This is a genomic window from Nostocoides vanveenii (assembly GCF_039531165.1).
Classification (GTDB): domain Bacteria; phylum Actinomycetota; class Actinomycetes; order Actinomycetales; family Dermatophilaceae; genus Nostocoides_A; species Nostocoides_A vanveenii.
In genome coordinates this window covers 74,867-94,773 of record NZ_BAAAPN010000045.1, presented here as the reverse complement: position 1 = coordinate 94,773, position 19,907 = coordinate 74,867, and the positions used below count along the sequence as shown (strand labels likewise).

The window sequence follows — 19,907 nt, the reverse complement described above, 5'->3', positions numbered from 1 at the left end:
CCCCCGACAGGCTCCGTCCGCCCGCAGGTGGGCCCTGGCGAGGAGACCGTGGATTCACAACGGCCAGGGCCACCGCCTGAAAACCATTTCACGCCCCGGAAACCTGAGCCGTCATTCCCTGTCACACCCGCCACGCACGATCCTGACCAGCGCCAGAGCCGGCGCCCCCACCCTTTCGCGGGCCCGTCCGAGCCGGCCCGCGCCCCTGCCACCTTGTGCAAGGAGAGCGCGATGACCACGTCCATCACCGGCGACGAGCCGACCAAGGCTGAGGCGTCACCGACACCGACGGGCACCCGCGACCATCACATCGAGCATCAACACATCGGTCCGCAGCACTCCAGCGGCCGGTGGATTCACGGCTGGAATCCCGAGGATCCGACCTACTGGCGGGGCGGCGGCGCCCTCATCGCCCGCCGCAACCTCACGCTGTCGATCTATGCCGAGTTCCTCGGCTTCTGCGTCTGGGCGCTGTGGAGCGTCGTCGTGCCGCGCCTGCCCGCCGCGGGCATCGACGTCACCTTGAGCCAGCAGTTCTGGCTGGTCTCGGTGCCGGCGCTCGTCGGCGCCACCTTGCGGATCCCCTACTCCTTCGCCGTCACCCGCTTCGGCGGCCGCAACTGGACGGTCATCTCCAGTCTCCTACTGTTGCTCCCGGCCCTGGCCCTCGCCTGGGGTGTCTCGACCCAGCAGTCGTATAGCGTGCTTCTCGCCTGCGCCGCGCTCGCCGGCTTCGGCGGCGGCAACTTCGCCTCCTCGATGACGAATATCTCCTTCTTCTATCCGGAGGCGGAGAAGGGGAAGGCGTTGGGGCTCAACGCCGCTGGTGGCAACCTCGGCACCGGGATCGTCCAGATGGTCGTCCCGCTCATCATCGCGATCGGCGCCGGCATCCACCTCGAGCGCGCCGGCCTGATCTTCGTCCCGTTGGCCCTGATCGCGGCCGTCCTGGCCTGGCGCGCCATGGACAACCTCGACGCCGCTCGCTCCGACCTGTCGGCCTACCGCGGGGCGCTGCGGGTGAACCACACCTGGCTGATCTCCTTCCTCTACATCGGCACCTTCGGCTCCTTCGTCGGTTATTCGGCCGCCTTCCCCACGCTGCTGAAGTCGCAGTTCCCGGAGAAGTCGCCCTATATCGCCTTCGCCGGGGCCATCATCGGTGCCCTCCTGCGCCCCCTCGGCGGCATCCTCGCCGACCGCGTCGGCGGTGCGAAGCTGACGATCGCCTCCTTCGGCATCATGGCGCTCGGTGCCTGCGGCGCGATCGTCGCGCTGGGCCGGCACAGCTTCGTCCTCTTCCTCATCTCCTTCTTCACGATGTTCGCCGGGTCCGGCATCGGCAATGGCGCGACCTATCGGATGATCCCCGCGGTCTTCCGCCTCGGCACGAGCGCCGACACCTTGCCAAAGGCCCGACGGATGGCCGGCGCCTGCATCGGCATCGCTGGCGCGATCGGCGCCTACGGCGGTTTCCTCATCCCCCAGGGATTCAAATACTCACTGGCGCAAGCCGGTTCGATCAAGCCCGCACTCTGGGTCCTCATCGGCACGTATGCCGTGATGGCCGTCCTCACCTATGCCGTCTACGCCCGCCGCGGCACCGCCGCGCACACGGCGAAGGTCTGATCATGCCCGGAACGCCTCGGCCGGCCGCGAGTGCGGCGACCCACTGCCCCTACTGCGCGCTCCAGTGCGCGATGCGGCTGACCGCGGCGACCGGGCTCACCGTGCAGGCGCGGGACTTCCCGACCAATGGTGGTGGCCTGTGCCAGAAGGGCTGGAGCAGCACCGGAGTCGTCACGGCACCGGACCGACTCACCCGCCCGTTGCTCCGCGGCAACGGCGGGGAGCTGGTCCCGGTGTCCTGGGAGGTTGCCCTCGACCATATCGCCGCGACCATCCGAGAGATGCAGCGCGAGCACGGCAAGGACACTGTCGCTGTCTTCGGCGGTGGCGGGCTGACCAACGAAAAGGCCTACCAGTTGGGCAAATTCGCGCGCCTGGCATTGGGCACGCGCTTCGTCGACTACAACGGTCGCTTCTGTATGTCGAGTGCGGCGGCCGGTGCCAATCGCGCCTTCGGCCTCGATCGCGGCCTGCCCTTTCCGCTGGCCGATCTCGGCGGAGCGGACGCCATCCTCCTGCTCGGGAGCAACCCCGCCGAGACGATGCCGCCCTTCGTGCGTCACCTCGCTCCGGTGCGTGGCCGGGGTGGCTTGATCGTGGTGGACCCGCGCCGGAGCGCAACTGCGGCGCTCACCGAGGACGGCTCCGGGCTGCATCTGGCCCCGCGCCCCGGCACCGACCTGGCGCTGCTGCTCGGCATGCTGCACCTCCTGTTGGCCGAGCGGCTTATCGACCGGGCCTATGTGGAGGCCCGCACCGAGGGCTTCGAGGAGGTTGCGGCGTCCGTCGGCCTGTGGTGGCCCGAGCGCGTCGAGCAGGTCTGCGGCGTGCCGGTGATCGATCTCCAGAGTGCTGTCCGGCGGCTGGCTGCCGCCGCGCCTGCGCACGGCGGTCGCGGTGCCTACATCTTGACCGGTCGTGGCGTGGAACAGTCCAGCCAGGGCACGGCGACTGTGACGGCCGCGATCAATTGCGCTCTTGCCCTGGGGCTTCCGGGCCGAACCGGCAGCGGCTATGGGGCGCTGACCGGGCAGGGCAATGGGCAAGGTGGCCGCGAGCACGGCCAGAAGGCCGACCAGCTGCCGGGGTATCGCAGCATCGAGGACCCGGCCGCACGCGCCTACGTCGCCGGCGTCTGGGGCGTCGACCCCGAGGTGATCCCGGGCAAGGGCGTGCCGGCCGTGGAGTTGTTGCGTCGGTTGGGCACGAGCGGCGGCCCGCGGGCACTGCTGGTCCACGGCTCCAATGTGGTCGTTTCCGCTCCGAATGCCGAGCGGGTCACCGAGCGTCTGCGCGCTCTCGATCTGCTCGTCGTTGCCGATGTGGTGCCGTCCGAGACGGCTTTGCTTGCCGATGTCGTCCTCCCAGTCACCCAGTGGGCCGAGGAGGACGGCACCATGACCAACCTGGAAGGTCGAATCCTGCGCCGCCGCAAGGCGATCGAGCCTCCCGGCGAGGCGCGGTCGGAGTTGTGGATCTGGGCCGAGCTGGCCTCCCGGCTCCGCGCGCCCAGCACCTGGCCGACCGAGCCGGCCGCCGTCTTCGCCGAGCTTGCCGAGGCCAGCCACGGCGGCGTCGCCGACTACAGCGGGCTCACGCACGACCTGATCGACGCCACCGAGGCCGCCGGCCACGGCTGCTACTGGCCGGTCCCCGACGCCCCTGACCCCAGCGCCGTCCCGGACGGCGGGCATGGCACACCCCGGCCCTTCCTGGACGGCTTCCCCCGGCCGAGCGGGCGGGCCCGAGCTGTCTCCGTCACGTATGCCGAGCCCGCCGACAATGTCCGCGCCGGTGCACCGCTCTATCTGACGACCGGGCGCCTGCTGCATCACTACCAGTCCGGCGCCCAGACCCGACGGGTCGCCGAACTCGTGGCCTCGGCTCCCGAACCCTTCGTCGCCCTGCATCCCCTACTCGCCGACGTCCACGACATCGCCGAGGGCGATCTCGTCGCCGTCACGACCGGGCGGGGCACGGCATACGTGAGAGCAAGGGTCACCGCGGACCAGCGGCCGGACACGCTCTTCATGCCCTTTCACTGGGGTGGGCTCGGCAGCGCCAACCGGCTCACCAACGACCGCACCGATCCCGTCTCCGGGATGCCTGACTTCAAGGTGTGCGCCGCCTCGATCGCGCGTGTGTCCGCTGCCGTCCCCGAACTGGAGGTCATCGCATGACTCGCCTCGTCGTCATCGGCAATGGGATGGTCGGCTCCCGCTTCACCGCCGATCTGCTCGCTGCGGACCACGCCGGCCGCTACACGATCGACCATTTCAGCGCGGAGGCCGGGCACCCCTACAACCGCGTGTTGCTCAGCGATGTCGTCTCCGGCACAAGGGATTTCAGTGCCATCGGAATGCCGCAGGCGAGCGACCCCCGATTGACCGTCCACCCGGGAGTGGCGGTGACCGCGATCGACCGCGAGGACCGTGTCGTCGTGACCGGTGACGGGCGACGCACGCGCTACGACCAACTCGTGCTCGCCACCGGCGCCCGCGCGCGGGTGCCGGCGCTCGATGGCCTGACGTGCAGTGGCGACCTGCCGCGCGGCGTGCGCACCCTGCGGACCATCGATGACGCCCGCGGCCTGACCGCGGCCTGCGTCAACGCCCGCCGGGCCGTCGTGCTCGGTGCCGGAGTGCTGGGCCTGGAGGTCGCGTGCGGACTCGCCCGCCGTGGCGTCCGGGTCACGATCGTCCACCCCAAGGCGACCATGATGGAGCGGCAACTCGACGCCACCGCCGGCAGCGCCCTGACGGCCACCTTGCGCGAGTTGGCGATCGAGGTGCGACCGGGCATCGCCGCGCGCGGCGTCCTGCTCGATGCCGACGATGCGGTGCGTGCCGTCACGCTGGCCGACGGCACCCACGTGCCGTGCGATGTGCTGGTCATCGCCGCTGGCGCGATGCCCGACATCGCCCTGGCCAAACGCGCCGGCCTGGCCACCGACCGCGGTGTCGTGGTCTCCGAGATGCTCCAATCCCCCTCGGATGGCAGGGTTTTCGCCATTGGCGACTGTGCCCAGCCGCCCGAGGGCGGCTCCGGCCTGGTCGCGCAGGGGTGGAGTCAGGCCCGGCGGCTCATCGCTCGCCTGACCGGCGCCGCCCCCGCGCCGGATGCACCGGCGGCCGACGACATCGTCCGCCTCAAGGCCCCCGGCCTCGACGTCGTGACGATGGGCGTATGCGGCGTGGCCCGCCCCGATCTCCCGGGTCACCGCAGGCTGTCGGTCTCCGATCCGGGCATCGGCCGTCACATCGAACTGGTGCTTCACGACGGCGCTCTCGTCGGCGCGACCTGCGTCGGCGCCGGCCGGCTGGCCACCCAGTTGCTGACGACCTATTCACTGCGCACGCCACTACCGAGCGACCCATTGGCGCTGCTGCTCGACAGGAGTGCCTTCGCGGGCGGCGCCTCGGCGACAACCACGGCGGGCGTGGTCTGCAAGTGCAACTCGGTCACCCACGACCATCTGGAGAAGGCCATCGACGGAGGGGCACGCGATCTGGACGCCCTGGCCGATCGGACCCGGGCCGGGACCGGTTGTGGCAGTTGCCGCGACGACCTATGCGCCCTGCTGGCCTCTCGCACCCAGGCCGTCACCCCCGTGAAAGCCATTTAACGCCAAGGAAACACGGCCACACCGACCGTGAAACACCACCTTCCTAACGTTCTGGACATGGAGGACACCATGCACTCCGAATCGACCGCGCCCCGCCGCCTGCTGATCATCGGCGGCGGTATGGTGGCGCGCCGTCTCACCGACGCCATCCGCGACCGCGACCAGGCGGGCACCTGGCAGGTGACCGTGCTCGCCGAGGAGCCCCGCGCGCCCTATGACCGGGTCGCTCTGACGACCTACTTCAGCGGGCGTGCCCCAGAGGACCTCGCCCTCGGCGACCAAGCCCTCTGGAACGACCCGCTGGTCACCCTGCGTCGCGGCGTCGCGGCCACGGCAATCGACCGCTCCGAGCACCACGTCACGGGCAGCGACGGCCGCACCTATCCCTATGACGCGCTCGTCCTGGCGACCGGCTCGTATGCCGCCAAGCCCCCGGTCCCGGGCAACGACCTGCGCGGCGCCTTCGTCTACCGGACGGTCGACGATGTGGCCGACCTGCGCCAGTATGTCGAGGACTTGCGGGAGCGCTCGCCCGAGCGATCCCCGCGCGGCGTCGTCGTCGGCGGCGGTCTGCTTGGCCTCGAGGCAGCTGGCGCGCTCAATGCCTTGGCGGTCGCGACCACAGTCGTCGAGTTCGCCGACCGGCTCATGCCGCTGCAGGTCGACTCCGGCGGCGGCGAGGCCCTGCGCCGGCTGATCGCCGGGCTCGGCGTCGATGTGCGCACCTCCACCGCGACCGCAAAGGTGACCGGGGAGCGCGGCCGAGTCGCGGCGATGCACTTCGCCGACGGCTCCCACGTCCGCGCGGATGTCGTCGTCTTCGCCACTGGTGTCCGCCCGCGCGACGAATTGGCTCGCAGCACCGGCCTCGAAGTCGGCGAGCGCGGTGGCGTGATCGTCGACGAGCGTTGTCGCACAAGCGATCCGGCGGTTTGGGCGATCGGCGAGGTGGCCTGCATCGACGGCCGCTGCTGGGGCATCATCGCCCCCGGCTACGCCATGGCCGAGGTCGTCGCCGACAACCTGCTCGGCGGCGCCGCGACCTTCCCCGGCGCCGACACGGCCACCAAGCTCAAGCTGCTCGGTGTCGATGTCGCGAGCTTCGGCGACGCCTTCAGCACCGGCGAGAACTGCCTCGATGTCGTGATGTCCGACCCAGTGGCCGGCGTCTACAAGAAGCTCGTCCTCTCCGATGACGCACGCACCCTGCGCGGGGGCCTGCTCGTCGGTGATGCGCGTGCGTATGCCGGGCTGCGGCCCATGCTCGGCCGCCCCCTGCCCGGCGATCCCGTCAGCTATCTCGTGCCTGAGCAGGCGGGGGCGCCCGTCGCTCTCGACCTGCCCGACGATGCCGCCGTCTGCTCCTGCAACAACGTCGCCGCCGGCACCGTGCGCCGTGCCGTCACCGAGCACCACTGCACCGATCTGGCCGCCGTCAAGGCCTGCACCCGCGCCGGCACGAGCTGTGGTTCGTGCCTCCCGTTGGTCAAGAAGCTCGTCACCACCGAGCTGGAAAAGGCCGGTATCGAGGTCAGCACCGCCTTGTGCGAGCACTTCGCGCTCTCGCGAGCGGAACTCTTCGACGCGGTCCGGGTGACCGAACTGCATACGTTCACCGAGATCATCGAGCGCCACGGCATCGGCGGGCGCGGCTGCGACATCTGCCGGCCCGTTGTCGCCTCGATCCTCGCCAGCCTCTTCAACGAGCACATCCTCGGCGGCGACCGCGGGTCACTGCAGGACACCAATGACCACGTCATGGCCAATCTGCAGAAGGACGGCTCCTACTCGGTTGTCCCCCGCATCCCCGGCGGCGAGGTGACCCCCGAGGGGTTGATCGCGATCGGCGCGGTCGCCCAGGAGTTCGGGCTCTACACCAAGATCACCGGCGGACAGCGCATCGACCTCTTCGGCGCGCGCATCGACCAACTCCCGCAGATCTGGCGCAAACTGATCGACGCCGGCTTCGAGTCCGGGCACGCCTACGGCAAGTCGCTGCGCACGGTGAAGTCCTGCGTCGGTTCGACCTGGTGCCGCTACGGCGTGCAGGACTCGGTCGGCTTGGCGATCCTACTGGAGTTGCGTTATCGCGGCCTGCGCTCGCCGCATAAACTCAAGCTCGGCGTCTCCGGATGCGCCCGCGAATGCGCCGAGGCCCGCGGCAAGGATGTCGGGGTCATCGCCACCGAGAACGGATGGAATCTTTATGTCGCCGGCAACGGCGGCTTCACCCCCAGGCACGCGCAACTCTTCGCCGAGGATCTGAGCACCGAAGAACTCGTGACGGCGATCGACCGCTTCCTGATGTTCTACGTCCGCACGGCGGACCGGTTGCAGCGCACCGCCCCCTGGCTCGACGCCTACGAAGGCGGGATTGACGCGTTGCGTCGTGTCATTCTCGAGGATTCCCTCGGGATCGCCGAAGACCTTGATGACGCGATGAGTCGCCACGTCGGCAGCTACCGAGACGAGTGGGCTGCCGCCCTGGACGACCCCGAGACCCTCGCGCGGTTCGCGTCCTTCATCAACGCCCCCGAGGTGCCCGACGACTCCTTCGCCTATGTGGCCGAGCGCGGCCAGCCCCGCCCGGCCCGAACCGACGAGCGCACAAGCGCCGTCCTCATTGCCGGAACGACCCTGGGAGTGCGGTCATGACCACGACCACCGAACCGATAGTGCCCTCCGATCTCGCCGACACGGAGTGGATCCCCGTGTGCGATCTACACGAATTGCCGTATGAGCGCGGCGTCGCCGCCCTTGTCCACGGCGTCCAGATCGCGCTGTTCCGCACCCTCGACGACAGCGTCTTCGCCGTGCAACAACATGATCCCTACTGCGGGGCGATGGTCATCTCCCGCGGTCTGGTAGGCACGCGCGGTCCCGCAGCGACCGTCGCGTCGCCGATGTACAAGCAGGTCTTCGACCTCGCCACTGGCGCCTGCCTGGAGCCACAGGGCAAGGAGCCGATCGCCCTGCGCACCTGGTCGGTGCTCGTCCGCGGCACCGAAGTGGCCATCGGGATCACCGCGCGCACCGAGGGGGAGGTCGCATGAGCACGCGCGGGCGAGTCGTCCTCGTCGGCGGCGGCCCGGGTGCCGCGGACCTGATCACCATGCGGGGCTTCCGGGCGCTCATGTCCGCCGATGTCGTCATCACCGACCGGTTGGGGCCGACGACGCTGCTCGACGATCTGCCGCCGGAGATCGAGGTGATCGATGTGGGCAAGCGGCCGGATGCGCACACGGCCACACAGGAGGAGATCAACGCGCTCCTGATCGATCACGCCACTCGGGGCCGAAGGGTGGTGCGGCTCAAGGGCGGTGACGGCTTCCTGTTCGGCCGCGGCGGTGAGGAAGTCGCCGCCTGCCACGAACACGGCATACCGGTCGAGGTCGTGCCTGGGGTCAGCAGTGCCCTGGCGGCGCCCGCCGCCGGCGGAATTCCGGTGACCCACCGCGGGCTTGCGGACGGCGCGCTGGTCGTCCACGGGCACCGGCCGATCGCGCCCAAGGCCTGGGGCCTGCTCGCCGACGGCACCACCACCTTGGTGCTCCTCATGGCGATCGGCAATCTGCAAGGACATGTCGCCGACGCGCTCGCTGCCGGGGTAGACCCGCAGTGTCCGGCCGCGATCATCGAACGCGCGAGCATGCCGGACGAACGGGTCACGCGGACCTGCTTGTGGACGCTGGTTCTCACAGCGGCGACGGCGGAGGTGCGCGCACCCGCGGTCGTCGTCCTCGGCGGGGTGGCTCATGCCGCGGCGCTCGAGCCGAAGGTGGCCCACGCGTCCTGATGAGTGCAACGACTCTGGAGCACGTCCTCGGCGGTTATGTCGTCCTGGTCACCGCAGACCGCCGTTCGGGCGATATCGCGGCTGCCCTGACCCGCCGTGGCGCGAGCGTGCGCCATACACCGGCACTGTCGATCGTGCCCCACCTGGACGATGCGGCCTTGGTCGCGGCCACCGAGCGACTCCTGGACGATCCACCGGATGTCATCGTCGCGACGACCGGGATCGGCTTCCGCGGATGGCTCGAGGCGGCGGACGCGGCCGGTCTCGGTGAGCGACTGCACCCAGTGCTGGCGGCCGCCCGAATCGTGGCCCGGGGGCCGAAGGCGAATGGCGCCGTGCAGCAGGCGGGCCTGCGGCCGGACTGGGTGGCGGAGTCGGAGACCTCGGCCGAGTTGCTGGAATACCTTCTGGCAGAAGGTGTGTCGGAGCAGTGCGTCGCGGTGCAGCACCACGGGGCCGGGTCGGACGGCATCGATGAGGCACTGGCTGGCGCGGGTGCGCGGGTCGTGCCACTGGTGGTCTATCGGTGGGGACCGCCGAAGGACCCCGGCGCGCTCGCGCAGTCGGCCGTGGCCGTGGCCGCGGGCGAGATCGATGTCGTGCTCTTCACCTCCGCACCCGGCGCGACCGCGTGGTTGGCCGCCGCCGAGGCCGCCGGGACGCTGCCGACAATCGTCGAGCGGTGCACGAGCGGCGACACCATCGCGCTGGCCGTCGGCCCGGTGACCGCCGCTCCCCTGGTTGCCGCGGGCATCGTGCCTGTGGCCCCGGACCGCGGCCGGCTCGGCTCGATGATCCGCGCCCTCGTCGGTCACGTCCAGGGTCGCGAGGGCGATGTGGAAACCCGGGCCGGCACTCTGCGGGTGCTGCGCTCGGCGGCGCTGCTGGACGGCACGCCGATCCCGCTGACCCCCGGCGGCCTCGCGGTGCTTCGCGTGCTGGCGGACGCCGGTGGCCGGGTCGTCTCGCGTCAGGAACTGCTGGCAGCGCTCCCCGGCGACAGCGCTGATCCGCATACGGCCGAAGTCGCCGTTGCCCGCGTCCGCGACGCGGTCGGCCCCGACCTGATCCACACGGTCGTCAAGCGCGGCTACCGACTGGCCATCTGATCCGGACCCGCCACCCCCAACGACGCGCTCGCCCGCCCCCCGAACCGCCCGCCGGCACCGTCCGGCGCCTTGCCCCGTATGCCGCCCCCTCACCCGCGCCTTTCGCGCGCGGTGACGACGCGGCTGGCGAAGACGACCTCGGTCCGGTACCCCAGCGCGTGATAGATCCGCCGGGCGCTGTCATTGTCGGCGTACATCCCGAGCGTCACGGCGCCGTCGGCCCGCACACCTGGCCGGGTCAAGGCAGCGGTCACGGCCGCGCCCAGCCCCTCGCCGCGCCGGTCAGGGCGCACAGTGATGCCGGCGAGCGCGAGAATGCCGCCCTGATTGGGTTCGGCGCACCCGCACGCGGCCAGCTCTCCAACCGCGCCCGCCACACCATCGTCGACGACCCCCACCCAGCGCTGGCCAGCTCGCGCGAAAGGCTCTCCGTCGGTGCGCGGATTGTGCTGTGCGAGAAAGGCAATCAATCGCTCGGCCCACTCCGGTCCAAGCTCCAGCACCCTGCCCTCGGCGCTCGACAGCGGTGGGTTGACCGTGGTGACCATCCACTCCCAGTCGCCACCCGGCCCCAAGCGGAAGCGCTCCCGCAGATCGTCGAGCAGCGGCGCCGGCACACTGATCAGGCCGGCCCTCGCCTCGGCAAAGAGCAGCTCGGCCACCTCGGGCTGTGCCAACATCTGCGCCAGCGCATCGAGCCGCCTGCCGATCAGGGAGAGCACCGCCCCGCGCTTCGCGCTGTGCCGGACCAGGGCGACCGCACCCCCGCCGGGATGGGCAAGCCCCTCCAGCGGTGCCTCCGGCGCGAACTCGTAGCGGACGAACGGGTGAGCGCCGCTCGCGGCCAGCGCCTCGGCATACGTCCCGATCCGGAGGACTCGCATGCTCAGGCGCGCGCCACGACATAGAGCCGCTCGGTCGCTGCTTCCGTGGCTCCTGGGCCGCGGACATACCACTCATCGACTTGGGCCCCCGCAGCGACGACGGCTGCGAGGACGTCCTGCCGGTCGTGCAGCACGAAATCGAGATCCGTTGCGACACCGAAGAGTTCGTCGACGTGATGGATGGCGTTGCCCACATGCACACTGAACGCGATCAGTCCGTCCGGCGCCGTGATCCGACGCAGGGCCGCGAGCACGCCGGCGAGTTCGGAGCCACTCAGGTGCACGAACGCGTACCACGCGGTGATCGCGCCCCACGCGCTCGCCTGCGCCGGCCGCAGCAACCGGCCGTAGTCGCCGACCTCGAAGGTGAGCGTCGGATGGCACTCGCGCGCTTGCGCAATCATCGCCGGGGCGAAGTCGAATCCGACGACTTCGGCGCCCGCATCGGCGAGCGCGGCCGTCGTCTGACCGGGCCCGCAGCCGATGTCGGCGACCGGCCCCTTGCTCTCCTGGGCGATGCGCGCGAGCAGCCAACGGTCGAATGGCTTGTGCGCCAACTCATCCGAGAGTTCGTGGGCATAAGCGACCGCCGAATTGTTGTATGCCGTTCGCACCCGCGCGTCACGCGCGTCCGCCCCGTCGGCGAGGACGATGTCGCGGTCGACGGCTAGCTCCGCGGACTCGGCGACCGCGGGAGCGGGCCCGAGCAGGTGCATCCAACGCAGGTCGTGCTGACCGGCCTTGCGCGGCAACTGCCACACCAGCGGATCGGGGCGGTCGGCCAGCCGTTCCAAGACCTCCTCGACATCGGCGCGATCACCGAACGCGTGGAGGCGTTCGGCACGGGTCTTGAGTTCGCCGGGCGCCTGCTCACCCCGCAGCAGCAACAGCGTGATGAGCGCCCGCTCGTCGTTCGCCAGGTCGAGCGACTCCGCGAGCCGCTGGTGGTACTTCAGCACCCGTGACCCGGCACCGGACCAGACGATTCGCACCAGGTCGCGGTCCTTGAGCTCTCGGCAGCGCGTCTCGATCTCCTGCGCGGTATAGGCGCTCACTGGATCGCGGCTGGTCGTCTGATTGCACGCGGTCTGTAGGGCATTGAGCGATAGCGGATAGCTCACTGGCACCGTGACCTGCTTCTCCATCAGCGCGCCGAGGATCCGCTGGTCCAGCGCGTCGAGAACCGGTAACCCGTCCATACCTACGACCCTAGGACCTGTCGCCACACGTCGAGAGGGTCGGGGACGCCGCGACGTCTTGGAGCTGAGTCCCACGCTCTGCGTGGGCGAACCTCGTGGGGCGCGTTCGCCGTATCTACGATGCGGGGGTGGTCTCTGAATCCCGTCAACGCTTCCGCGGCCAGATCGCCGGCTTCGGCACCACCAGCGGGACGCGGATCGTGATCGGGCGCTGGACGCAGAGCCCCTTCGGCGCTTTCGCTGACGTGATGATCGAGACCGGGGACGGCCGCCGGCTGCTGCTGGCACCGATCGATGAGGTGGCCGACTTCGTCGCGAGCACCTACACCTTCGACGAGGTCCGCCTCGTCCCCGTGACGGTCGATGCGACCGATGACCAATGGATCATCCAAAGCCCCTGTCTGCGAGCGACATTCGACCTCGGCGGGCGAACAGTCCTCGGCCGTATGCTGCGTGCCCTTCCGCGGCCGCTCGCCGGCAGCCCGCGATGGGCTCGCCTGATCGGGCCCATCGCCTCGCTGATCGTCCCCGGCGTGCGCACGGTCGGGACTGCACGCGCGGGCCGGGTCGAGTACTACGGCGCGAGCGATAACCGGGCCATCACCCGCGTGGGCGCGACCCTGGACGGCCAGCAGCTCGGCGCCCTGGCCCCCGTCGAGCCGCCCTGCCGGTTCGGCTTCTCCTCGACCCCGTCACGCCCGAGCGTGACCAGCGTCATCACCACCATCGACGACGCCCCGCCCGCTGCCCGCAGGCGCCGGCTCCTCCGCTGACAGCTCGCGCAGGCGCTCCAGCACGACCGCTCCAGCACGGCCGCTCCAGCACGGCCGCTAGTCCGGGATCGTCGCTCGCCGCCCGGTCGGCCACGCCCGCAACCCCGGGCGTGCAGGGCATACCACCGCATCCGTTCCCCGAAGTCCTGATCGACGAGACCATGGGCCGCGAGCGCCGCGGCCACGACCGGACCGGCCGGCTCGACGCGATCCGCGACCGTTACGAAAGCCGCCGTTGTCCTCTCGCGCAAGCGCAGCGCCTGCGATCCCGACTCGACCAGGCCCGCGGGCGGTTCCGCAGCGTGCAGGCGTCGCAGGAACACACCCAGCGTCCCGCCGAGGCTCACCGGATCGGTGACCGCAACGAGGTTGGCCGGCACTCCGGGGACCTGGGTCAGGAGCAACGCTCCCGCGCCGGGGTCGAAAGCTAGCACGTGATTGGTCGTCAGGCTCGAATGCGCACCGACGAACTCGAGCAAAGCCGCGTCGGTGGTCGTGACGGCTCCCCTGCTCCGCCTGGTCGGTGAGCTTGCCGATCCGCAAGATCAGCGGCTCGTCTCCGGTCTCGCCCGACCACGCGACATTGTCCCACCCTCGCCGACTTCGACCAGCAGGGCGCCGGCGAGCGTCGGATCGAGTTGGGCGAGAACGGCATACGGGTCGATATCGCGGCGGGGCAGCCTCACGCCAGCTCGCCGAGCCGGTCGAGGAAGCCGCTCTGAGCTGCGACCAAGCGCCGGCGCGCGACGTCGAGCCCGCACCACTCGACCCGGTCGATCTCAGGGAACGTCACCTGGCGGCCGGACCGCGGCGGCCACTCCATCATGACCCTGGCACCGGCCGAGAGGTCGACGTCAATGTCGCCTGCGACGAGGACGACGTAGGCCTGCACGACCTTCCCCCCGGACTGCCGCACCGTCCCGATGTCAAACCACTCCCCTGCCGGCGGCGCACTGCCCGTCTCCTCGCGCCACTCCCGCGCGGCCGCGGCCTGCGGCTCCTCGGTCCCTAGGTCGTACTCACCCTTGACGATGCTCCACGCCCGGTCGTCCTTGCGCGCCCACAGGGGCCCGCCCATGTGCGCGATCAGCACCTCGATCGCCCCTGCCTCACCGACCCGCACCGGCAACAGCCCGGCGCTCGTGCGCCCACGCGCGGTGGTCACGAGGTGACCCCACTGACATACATCCATCGGCCGCCGCGACGGGTGAAGGTGCTGCGTTCGCGCAGTACGCCACTGTCGTCACCGGCGCGCCAGTGCGCGGAGAACGCGACCTCACCCGTGGCATCGCCCGCCTCGCCGGCGACCACATCGATGACGTCGAGCCGTTTCCACTCGGGCCCCGCCGCCAGGTCCACGTCGCACGGTCGGGACTTCGGGTGCCACGTCCGCAGCAGGTGATCCGCCGCGCCCACGACGTATGCCGTGTAGCGCGATCGCATCGTCGCCTCCGCCGTAGGGGGCGGGGTGCCGTCGATCACATAGGCCGCGCAGCACGCGGCATACGTCCGGTCCGTGCCGCAGGGGCACGGTCCGGACGCCGTCACCTCGAGGATGGCCTGCTCAGCTCGCTGCCGGCGTTGCGTCATCGCCGGCCTCGTCCTCGGGTTCGGGCGAGGCATCGATACCGGCCTCGGCCCGCTGCTCGGGGGTGATAGGGGCCGGCGCTTCGGTCAGCGGGTCGTAGCCGCCGCCAGACTTGGGGAAGGCGATGACATCGCGAATGCTGTCGTAGCCGCCCAGCAGCATGACGATCCGGTCCCAGCCGAAGGCGATGCCGCCGTGCGGTGGCGCGCCGAACTTGAAGGCGTCGAGCAGGAAGCCGAACTTCTCCTGCGCCTCGTCGGCGGTCAGGCCCATGACCCTAAAGACGCGCTCCTGGACCTCGCGGACGTTGATACGGATCGACCCACCGCCGATCTCATTGCCATTGAGCACCATGTCGTAGGCATAGGCCAGCGCTTCGCCGGGCCGGGTCTCGAAGTCGTCGACGAACTCCTTGGTCGGGCTGGTGAAGGCGTGGTGCACCGCGGTCCAAGCACCCCCGCCGACGGCGACATCGCCCGCGGCGACCGCGTCCGAGGCCGGCTCGAAAAGGGGCGCGTCCTTGACCCACAGGAAGCGCCAGTCGGACTCGTCGATCAGCCCGCACCGGCGGCCGATCTCCAGACGCGTGGCACCGAGCAGTGCCCGGGCGCCCTTGGCCGGCCCGGCCGCGAAGAAGACGCAGTCGCCCGGCTGCGCGCCGACGTGCGCGGCCAGCCCGGCGATCTCGGTCTCGGAGAGGTTCTTGGCGACCGGCCCACCGAGGGTGCCGTCCGCACCGACCAGGACATACGCCAACCCCTTGTGCCCGCGCTGCTTGGCGAAGTCCTGCCAGCCGTCGAGGGTTTTTCGGGGCTGGCTCGCCCCGCCGGGCATGACGACCGCACCGACATACGGGGCCTGAAAGACGCGGAAGGTCGTGTCGGCGAAGTAGGTCGTGCAGTCGATGAGTTCGACGCCGAAGCGCAGGTCGGGCTTGTCGGTGCCGAAACGGGCCATCGCGTCGGCATAGGTCATCCGTGGGAAGGGCGCCGCCAACTCGACCCCGATGATCTTCCAGATCTCGGCGACGACGGCCTCGCCGAGCTCCATGATGTCGTCCTCGGTGACGAAGCTCATCTCGATGTCGAGCTGGGTGAACTCCGGCTGACGGTCGGCGCGGAAGTCCTCGTCGCGGTAGCAGCGAGCGATCTGGTAGTAGCGCTCCATGCCGGCGACCATGAGCAGCTGCTTGAACAGCTGCGGGCTCTGCGGCAGGGCATACCAGGAGCCCGGCGCCAGGCGCGCCGGCACCAAAAAGTCCCGCGCCCCCTCGGGGGTGGACCGCGTCAGCGTCGGGGTCTCGATCTCGACGAAGTCGCGCTCTCCCAACACCTTTCGTGCGGCGGCGTTGACCTTGGAGCGTAACCGGATGGCGTGGCCGGCGTTGTGCGCGCCCGGCCGGCGCAGGTCGAGGTAGCGATGCTTGAGGCGCGATTCCTCGCCGACGCTCGTGCGCTCGTCGATCGGGAAGGGCAGGGGCGCGCTCGGCGCCAGCACCTCGATGCCTTCGGCGACGACCTCGATCTCGCCGGTGGGCAGGTCGGCGTTGACATTGTGCTCGGAGCGTGCCACGACCGCACCGATTACCCGCACGCAGTACTCATTGCGCAGGTCGTGCGCCGCCCCGGTCAGCACCTCGTCGCGCGCGACGACCTGGACGATGCCGCTCGCATCCCGCAGATCGATGAAGGCCACGCCACCGTGATCGCGCCGCTTGGCCACCCAGCCGGTGAGGGTGACGGTCTGGCCGGTGTGCTCGGCACGCAGGGTGCCGGCTTCGTGGGTGCGAAGCACTGATCTTCCTTCGTTCTCGGAGGTCGCGCGGGTCGATGGCGCCCGACCATTATCCCAGCCTGTGCGGGCCGGGCTGACGCCATGTGCGTCCCGCCGGTGGGAAACTGCGCTCGTGAGTCACCCTGCAACCGCGACCGGTCCCGTCTTCGTCCGCTCCGACTACGTCGTGCTCGCCGGGGGTGCCGCCGCCGTCCTGCTGGCCGGTGTGACCCGGTATGCCGGCGGGGGCGAGGTGCTCGCCTTCTTCTGCTCCGCGGTGGCCGTGACCCTATTGGCCGCCCTTGTCGGACGCTCGGTCGAGCAATTGGGGGATCGCTTCGGGCCTGGCGCGACAGGCGTCCTGCAGTCCGCGCTGGGCAATCTGCCCGAGCTGTTCATCGCGCTCTTCGCGCTCAAGGCCGGCCTGGTCGCCGTGGTGCAGGCCGCGCTCATCGGCTCGATCCTGGCCAATCTGCTGTTGGTGCTGGGCATGTGCTTCGTCGTCGGTGGGCTCAAGCACGGCCCGCAGAACCTGGACTCCAAGCGCGCCCAGTCGATCATCGTGCTCATGGTGCTCTCGGTGGCCGCCATGGTCATCCCGAGCATCGCCCACTATGTGCACACGCCCGTGAGCGCCCACGAGAGCACCTTCTCGATCTTCGTCTCCGTGATCCTGCTGCTCGTCTTCGCCGTGACCTTGCCGGCGTCGCTGAAGCGCGGCGGCGAGACCGAGGCCGAGGGGGTCGACATGCACCAGGAGCCGCCGCGGTGGCCGCTCTGGCTCGCCGTCGCGCTCCTCGCCGCGGCCGCGGTGCTCGCCGCCTTCGTCAGCGACTGGTTCGTCACGGCCCTGGAGCCGGCGATGGCCTCCTTGGGCATCTCCGAGGCCTTCGCCGGTCTCGTCGTCGTCGCCATCGCGGGCAACGCGATCGAGAATGTCGTCGGCATCCAGCTCGCTGCGGCAAACCGCTCCGAGTACGCGTTCTCGGTCGTCATCAACTCGCCCATGCAGATTGCCCTCGTGCTGGCGCCGCTGCTGGTGATCCTCAGCCACGTTTTCGGCTTCGCGGCCCTGACCCTGGTCTTCTCACCGATGCTGGTGATCTCCGTCGTCGTCGCGGTGATCCTGACGGCCTTCATCACCTTCGACGGCGAGTCGACCTGGGCCGAGGGCGCCGCGCTGATCGCCGTGTATGCCGTGATCGCCGCCTCGTTCTGGTGGGGCTGACCTACCGCAGCCAGGGGGTGTCCAGCGGGCGCAGCCCGCGCCACCCGTCGGCGCGCAGGGCGTGCGCACTCAGGACGGCGATCACCGTATGCGGGTTGTGCAGGCGCCCGGCGAGCACCGCGGCGTGCGCTTCGTCCAGCGCGACCCAGCGCAACGGCATACCGGCCTCCTCAGCGGTGCGCGTATGCCGTTCCTCCTGCGGCACCTGCGTCAGCCCGCGCGCGAGGAAGATCCGGATGGCCTCACTGGTGAAGCCGGGCGTGGTGAAGTAGTCGATAAGCACCGAGAAGTCCGCCGCAATCAGGTCGGCCTCTTCGGCCAGCTCCCGCCGGGCGCAGTCGAGCAGGGGCTCGTCCGCGACATCGCGCAGGCCGGCGGGGATCTCCCAGCTGCGCCAGCCGATCGGGTGGCGATACTGCTGGACGAGCGCAATCCGGTCGTCGTCGTCGATAGCGAGGACCGCCACCGCCCCGGGATGCGCGATCAAGTCGCGTTCGACGATGCCTGCGGCCCCAAGGTCGACACGGTCTCGGTGGACATCCCAGACCAGACCGGCATAGGTCGTGCGCGTCGCGACGACGGGCTGTGGATCCGGCCGGTCGGCGAATAGCTCGTCCACTAGGCGTCCGCCGGGACCGCAGGCGGGTCCACCTCCACCAGGCGCGAGCCGCGCTGGCGGTCCAAGGCCGCGCCGATCAAGCCGGCGAAGAGCGGGTGGGCCCGGTTGGGGCGCGACTTGAACTCCGGATGTGCTTGTGTCGCAACGTAGTACGGGTGCACATCCGCGGGCAGCTCGACGAATTCCACGAGCTGACCGTCAGGCGAGGTGCCACTGAAGAACAGTCCGGCGTCGGCGATCTGGTCGCGGTAGGCGTTGTTGACTTCGTAGCGGTGGCGGTGCCGCTCCTCGACCTGGGTGGCCGCATAGGTCTGGGCGACGACCGATCCGGGGGCAAGCTGCGCCGGATACGAGCCGAGGCGCATCGTGCCGCCGAGGTCGCCGGCACCATCGACGAAGGCGCGCTGCTCGGCCATGGTCGCGATGACGGGCGCCGGCGTCTGCGGGTCGAACTCGCTCGATGACGCCCCCTCGATCCCGGCGACGTGCCGGGCGTACTCGATGACCATGCACTGCAGGCCGAGGCAGATGCCGAGGGTCGGAACCTGGCGCTCGCGCGCCCAGGTCAGCGCACCGAGCTTGCCCTCGATGCCCCGAACGCCGAAACCGCCCGGCACCAGCACGGCGTCGACGCCGCCGAGCGCCTTGGCCGCACCGGCCGGAGTCTCGCAGGTGTCGGAGGCGACCCAACGGATCCGGACGCGGGCGTCATTGGCGAAGCCGCCGGCCCGCAGCGCCTCGGTCACCGAGAGATAGGCGTCCGGCAGATCGATGTACTTGCCGACGAGCGCGACCTCCACCTCGTGGGCGGGCCGGTGGACCCGGCGCAGCAGCTCGTCCCAGTCCCGCCAGCCGACATCGCGGAAGCCGAGTCCCAACCGCCGGATGACATAGGCATCCAGACCCTCGGCGTGGAGCACCTTGGGGATGTCGTAGATCGACGGGGCGTCGACGGCGGCGGCGACGGCGTCGATATCGACATCGCACATCATCGAGATCTTGCGCTTTATCGGCTCGGGAATCTCGCGGTCGGCACGCAGCACGAGCGCGTCGGGTTGCAGGCCGACCTGGCGCATCGCGGCCACCGAATGCTGCGTCGGCTTGGTCTTCAACTCGCCGCTGGGGGCGAGATAGGGCACCAGCGAGACGTGCAGGAAGATCGAGTTGTCCCGGCCCAGGTCGTGCCGGACCTGGCGGGCGGCCTCGAGGAAGGGCAGCGATTCGATGTCGCCGACCGTGCCACCGATCTCGGTGATGATGATGTCGGGCGGGTTGCTCCCGGAGGCCTGAGCCCGCATCCGGGCCTTGATCTCGTTGGTGATGTGCGGGATGACCTGCACGGTGTCGCCGAGGTATTCGCCGCGCCGTTCCTTGGCGATCACTTCGCTGTAGACCTGGCCGGTCGTCACATTGGCATTCGCCGCCAAGAAGACGTCGAGGAAGCGCTCGTAGTGACCGATGTCGAGGTCGGTTTCCGCGCCGTCCTCGGTCACGAAGACCTCGCCGTGCTGGAAGGGATTCATCGTCCCGGGGTCGACATTGAGGTAGGGATCGAGCTTCTGCATCGCCACCGAGAGCCCACGGGCCCGGAGCAGATTGCCGAGACTGGATGCCGTCAGTCCCTTGCCGAGGGAGGAGGCCACGCCTCCGGTCACGAAGATGTGTTTGGTCGTGGTCGCCACGG

The 19,907-nt window shown here is 70.1% G+C and carries 18 protein-coding genes; 10 read left to right on the top strand and 8 right to left on the bottom strand.

The features are described 5' to 3' along the window. Positions 1 to 231: 231 nt before the first annotated feature. From ABD209_RS09265 to ABD209_RS09235, 7 genes are read left to right on the top strand one after another with little or no spacing between them, the layout of a single operon-like run. On the top strand, positions 232 to 1,629 hold the full coding sequence (locus ABD209_RS09265) for an MFS transporter (protein ID WP_344065162.1): 1,398 nt from the start codon (positions 232 to 234) through the stop codon (positions 1,627 to 1,629). Positions 1,630 to 1,631: 2 nt separating this feature from the next. Continuing rightward, positions 1,632 to 3,809, top strand: a complete 2,178-nt coding sequence (locus ABD209_RS09260; protein WP_344065159.1) for a molybdopterin oxidoreductase family protein — start codon at positions 1,632 to 1,634, stop codon at positions 3,807 to 3,809. Then, positions 3,806 to 5,254 (top strand): FAD-dependent oxidoreductase, encoded by a 1,449-nt coding sequence (locus ABD209_RS09255; RefSeq protein ID WP_344065156.1) that lies wholly within the window; start codon positions 3,806 to 3,808, stop codon positions 5,252 to 5,254. Before ABD209_RS09260 ends, ABD209_RS09255 begins: the two co-directional genes overlap by 4 nt. Positions 5,255 to 5,311: 57 nt before the next feature. Further along, the gene (gene nirB, locus ABD209_RS09250) at positions 5,312 to 7,909 is read left to right on the top strand and encodes a nitrite reductase large subunit NirB (RefSeq protein WP_344065153.1); all 2,598 of its coding nucleotides are present in this window, start codon (positions 5,312 to 5,314) and stop codon (positions 7,907 to 7,909) included. Then, entirely contained in the window at positions 7,906 to 8,307 is a 402-nt protein-coding gene (gene nirD / locus ABD209_RS09245; protein WP_324386421.1) for a nitrite reductase small subunit NirD, read from the top strand. Before nirB ends, nirD begins: the two co-directional genes overlap by 4 nt. Beyond that, positions 8,304 to 9,050: a uroporphyrinogen-III C-methyltransferase gene (cobA, locus tag ABD209_RS09240; protein WP_344065150.1), complete on the top strand. Its 747-nt coding sequence runs from the start codon at positions 8,304 to 8,306 to the stop codon at positions 9,048 to 9,050. The genes nirD and cobA overlap by 4 nt, the downstream gene beginning before the upstream one ends. Next, a complete protein-coding gene (locus tag ABD209_RS09235; protein WP_344065147.1) occupies positions 9,050 to 10,159 on the top strand; it encodes a uroporphyrinogen-III synthase in 1,110 nt (369 codons plus the stop codon). The genes cobA and ABD209_RS09235 overlap by 1 nt, the downstream gene beginning before the upstream one ends. A gap of 89 nt (positions 10,160 to 10,248) precedes the next feature. Here the strand turns inward: ABD209_RS09235 and ABD209_RS09230 are convergent, their stop codons facing one another. Both ABD209_RS09230 and ABD209_RS09225 read right to left on the bottom strand, forming a co-directional pair. After that, positions 10,249 to 11,043 carry a GNAT family N-acetyltransferase gene (locus ABD209_RS09230; protein ID WP_344065144.1) on the bottom strand — a complete coding sequence of 265 codons (795 nt, stop codon included), beginning with the start codon at positions 11,041 to 11,043 and terminating at the stop codon, positions 10,249 to 10,251. Between the two features lie 2 nt (positions 11,044 to 11,045). Next, positions 11,046 to 12,242 (bottom strand): DUF480 domain-containing protein, encoded by a 1,197-nt coding sequence (locus ABD209_RS09225; protein WP_344065141.1) that lies wholly within the window; start codon positions 12,240 to 12,242, stop codon positions 11,046 to 11,048. A gap of 128 nt (positions 12,243 to 12,370) precedes the next feature. Between ABD209_RS09225 and ABD209_RS09220 the strand changes: the two genes are divergently transcribed. Together ABD209_RS09220 and ABD209_RS09215 are read left to right on the top strand one after the other, a co-directional pair. Then, positions 12,371 to 13,015, top strand: coding sequence for a hypothetical protein (locus ABD209_RS09220; RefSeq protein WP_324386416.1), 645 nt, complete (start codon positions 12,371 to 12,373; stop codon positions 13,013 to 13,015). A gap of 110 nt (positions 13,016 to 13,125) precedes the next feature. Beyond that, the gene (locus ABD209_RS09215) at positions 13,126 to 13,446 is read left to right on the top strand and encodes a hypothetical protein (protein ID WP_344065138.1); all 321 of its coding nucleotides are present in this window, start codon (positions 13,126 to 13,128) and stop codon (positions 13,444 to 13,446) included. 114 nt (positions 13,447 to 13,560) lie between these two features. On the opposite strand, the gene ABD209_RS09210 is transcribed toward ABD209_RS09215, so the two are convergent. Genes ABD209_RS09210 through aspS form a run of 4 tightly spaced genes read right to left on the bottom strand, consistent with a single transcriptional unit; the run spans position 13,561 to position 16,397 of the window. Continuing rightward, on the bottom strand, positions 13,561 to 13,701 hold the full coding sequence (locus ABD209_RS09210; protein ID WP_344065135.1) for a hypothetical protein: 141 nt from the start codon (positions 13,699 to 13,701) through the stop codon (positions 13,561 to 13,563). Continuing rightward, the gene (locus tag ABD209_RS09205; protein ID WP_324386414.1) at positions 13,698 to 14,180 is read right to left on the bottom strand and encodes an NUDIX hydrolase; all 483 of its coding nucleotides are present in this window, start codon (positions 14,178 to 14,180) and stop codon (positions 13,698 to 13,700) included. The genes ABD209_RS09210 and ABD209_RS09205 overlap by 4 nt, the downstream gene beginning before the upstream one ends. Next, positions 14,177 to 14,605: a YchJ family protein gene (locus ABD209_RS09200; protein ID WP_344065132.1), complete on the bottom strand. Its 429-nt coding sequence runs from the start codon at positions 14,603 to 14,605 to the stop codon at positions 14,177 to 14,179. The genes ABD209_RS09205 and ABD209_RS09200 overlap by 4 nt, the downstream gene beginning before the upstream one ends. Next, positions 14,580 to 16,397, bottom strand: coding sequence for an aspartate--tRNA ligase (gene aspS / locus ABD209_RS09195; RefSeq protein ID WP_344065130.1), 1,818 nt, complete (start codon positions 16,395 to 16,397; stop codon positions 14,580 to 14,582). The genes ABD209_RS09200 and aspS overlap by 26 nt, the downstream gene beginning before the upstream one ends. A 112-nt stretch (positions 16,398 to 16,509) precedes the next feature. On the opposite strand from aspS, the gene cax reads away from it, so the two are divergent. Next, complete coding sequence (gene cax, locus ABD209_RS09190; protein ID WP_344065128.1) at positions 16,510 to 17,604, top strand: calcium/proton exchanger; 1,095 nt, start codon at positions 16,510 to 16,512, stop codon at positions 17,602 to 17,604. 1 nt (position 17,605) lies between these two features. Here the strand turns inward: cax and ABD209_RS09185 are convergent, their stop codons facing one another. Beyond that, complete coding sequence (locus ABD209_RS09185) at positions 17,606 to 18,223, bottom strand: NUDIX domain-containing protein (RefSeq protein WP_344065124.1); 618 nt, start codon at positions 18,221 to 18,223, stop codon at positions 17,606 to 17,608. Continuing rightward, positions 18,223 to 19,905, bottom strand: a complete 1,683-nt coding sequence (pyrG, locus tag ABD209_RS09180; RefSeq protein ID WP_324386409.1) for a CTP synthase — start codon at positions 19,903 to 19,905, stop codon at positions 18,223 to 18,225. The genes ABD209_RS09185 and pyrG overlap by 1 nt, the downstream gene beginning before the upstream one ends. Positions 19,906 to 19,907: the final 2 nt, after the last annotated feature.

Coding starts and splice junctions, on each gene's coding strand:
- ABD209_RS09265 (WP_344065162.1), top strand. CDS start 232: ATGACCACGTCCATCACCGGCGACGAGCCGACCAAGGCTGAGGCGTCA.
- ABD209_RS09260 (WP_344065159.1), top strand. CDS start 1,632: ATGCCCGGAACGCCTCGGCCGGCCGCGAGTGCGGCGACCCACTGCCCC.
- ABD209_RS09255 (WP_344065156.1), top strand. CDS start 3,806: ATGACTCGCCTCGTCGTCATCGGCAATGGGATGGTCGGCTCCCGCTTC.
- nirB (WP_344065153.1), top strand. CDS start 5,312: ATGGAGGACACCATGCACTCCGAATCGACCGCGCCCCGCCGCCTGCTG.
- nirD (WP_324386421.1), top strand. CDS start 7,906: ATGACCACGACCACCGAACCGATAGTGCCCTCCGATCTCGCCGACACG.
- cobA (WP_344065150.1), top strand. CDS start 8,304: ATGAGCACGCGCGGGCGAGTCGTCCTCGTCGGCGGCGGCCCGGGTGCC.
- ABD209_RS09235 (WP_344065147.1), top strand. CDS start 9,050: ATGAGTGCAACGACTCTGGAGCACGTCCTCGGCGGTTATGTCGTCCTG.
- ABD209_RS09230 (WP_344065144.1), bottom strand. CDS start 11,043: ATGCGAGTCCTCCGGATCGGGACGTATGCCGAGGCGCTGGCCGCGAGC.
- ABD209_RS09225 (WP_344065141.1), bottom strand. CDS start 12,242: ATGGACGGGTTACCGGTTCTCGACGCGCTGGACCAGCGGATCCTCGGC.
- ABD209_RS09200 (WP_344065132.1), bottom strand. CDS start 14,605: ATGACGCAACGCCGGCAGCGAGCTGAGCAGGCCATCCTCGAGGTGACG.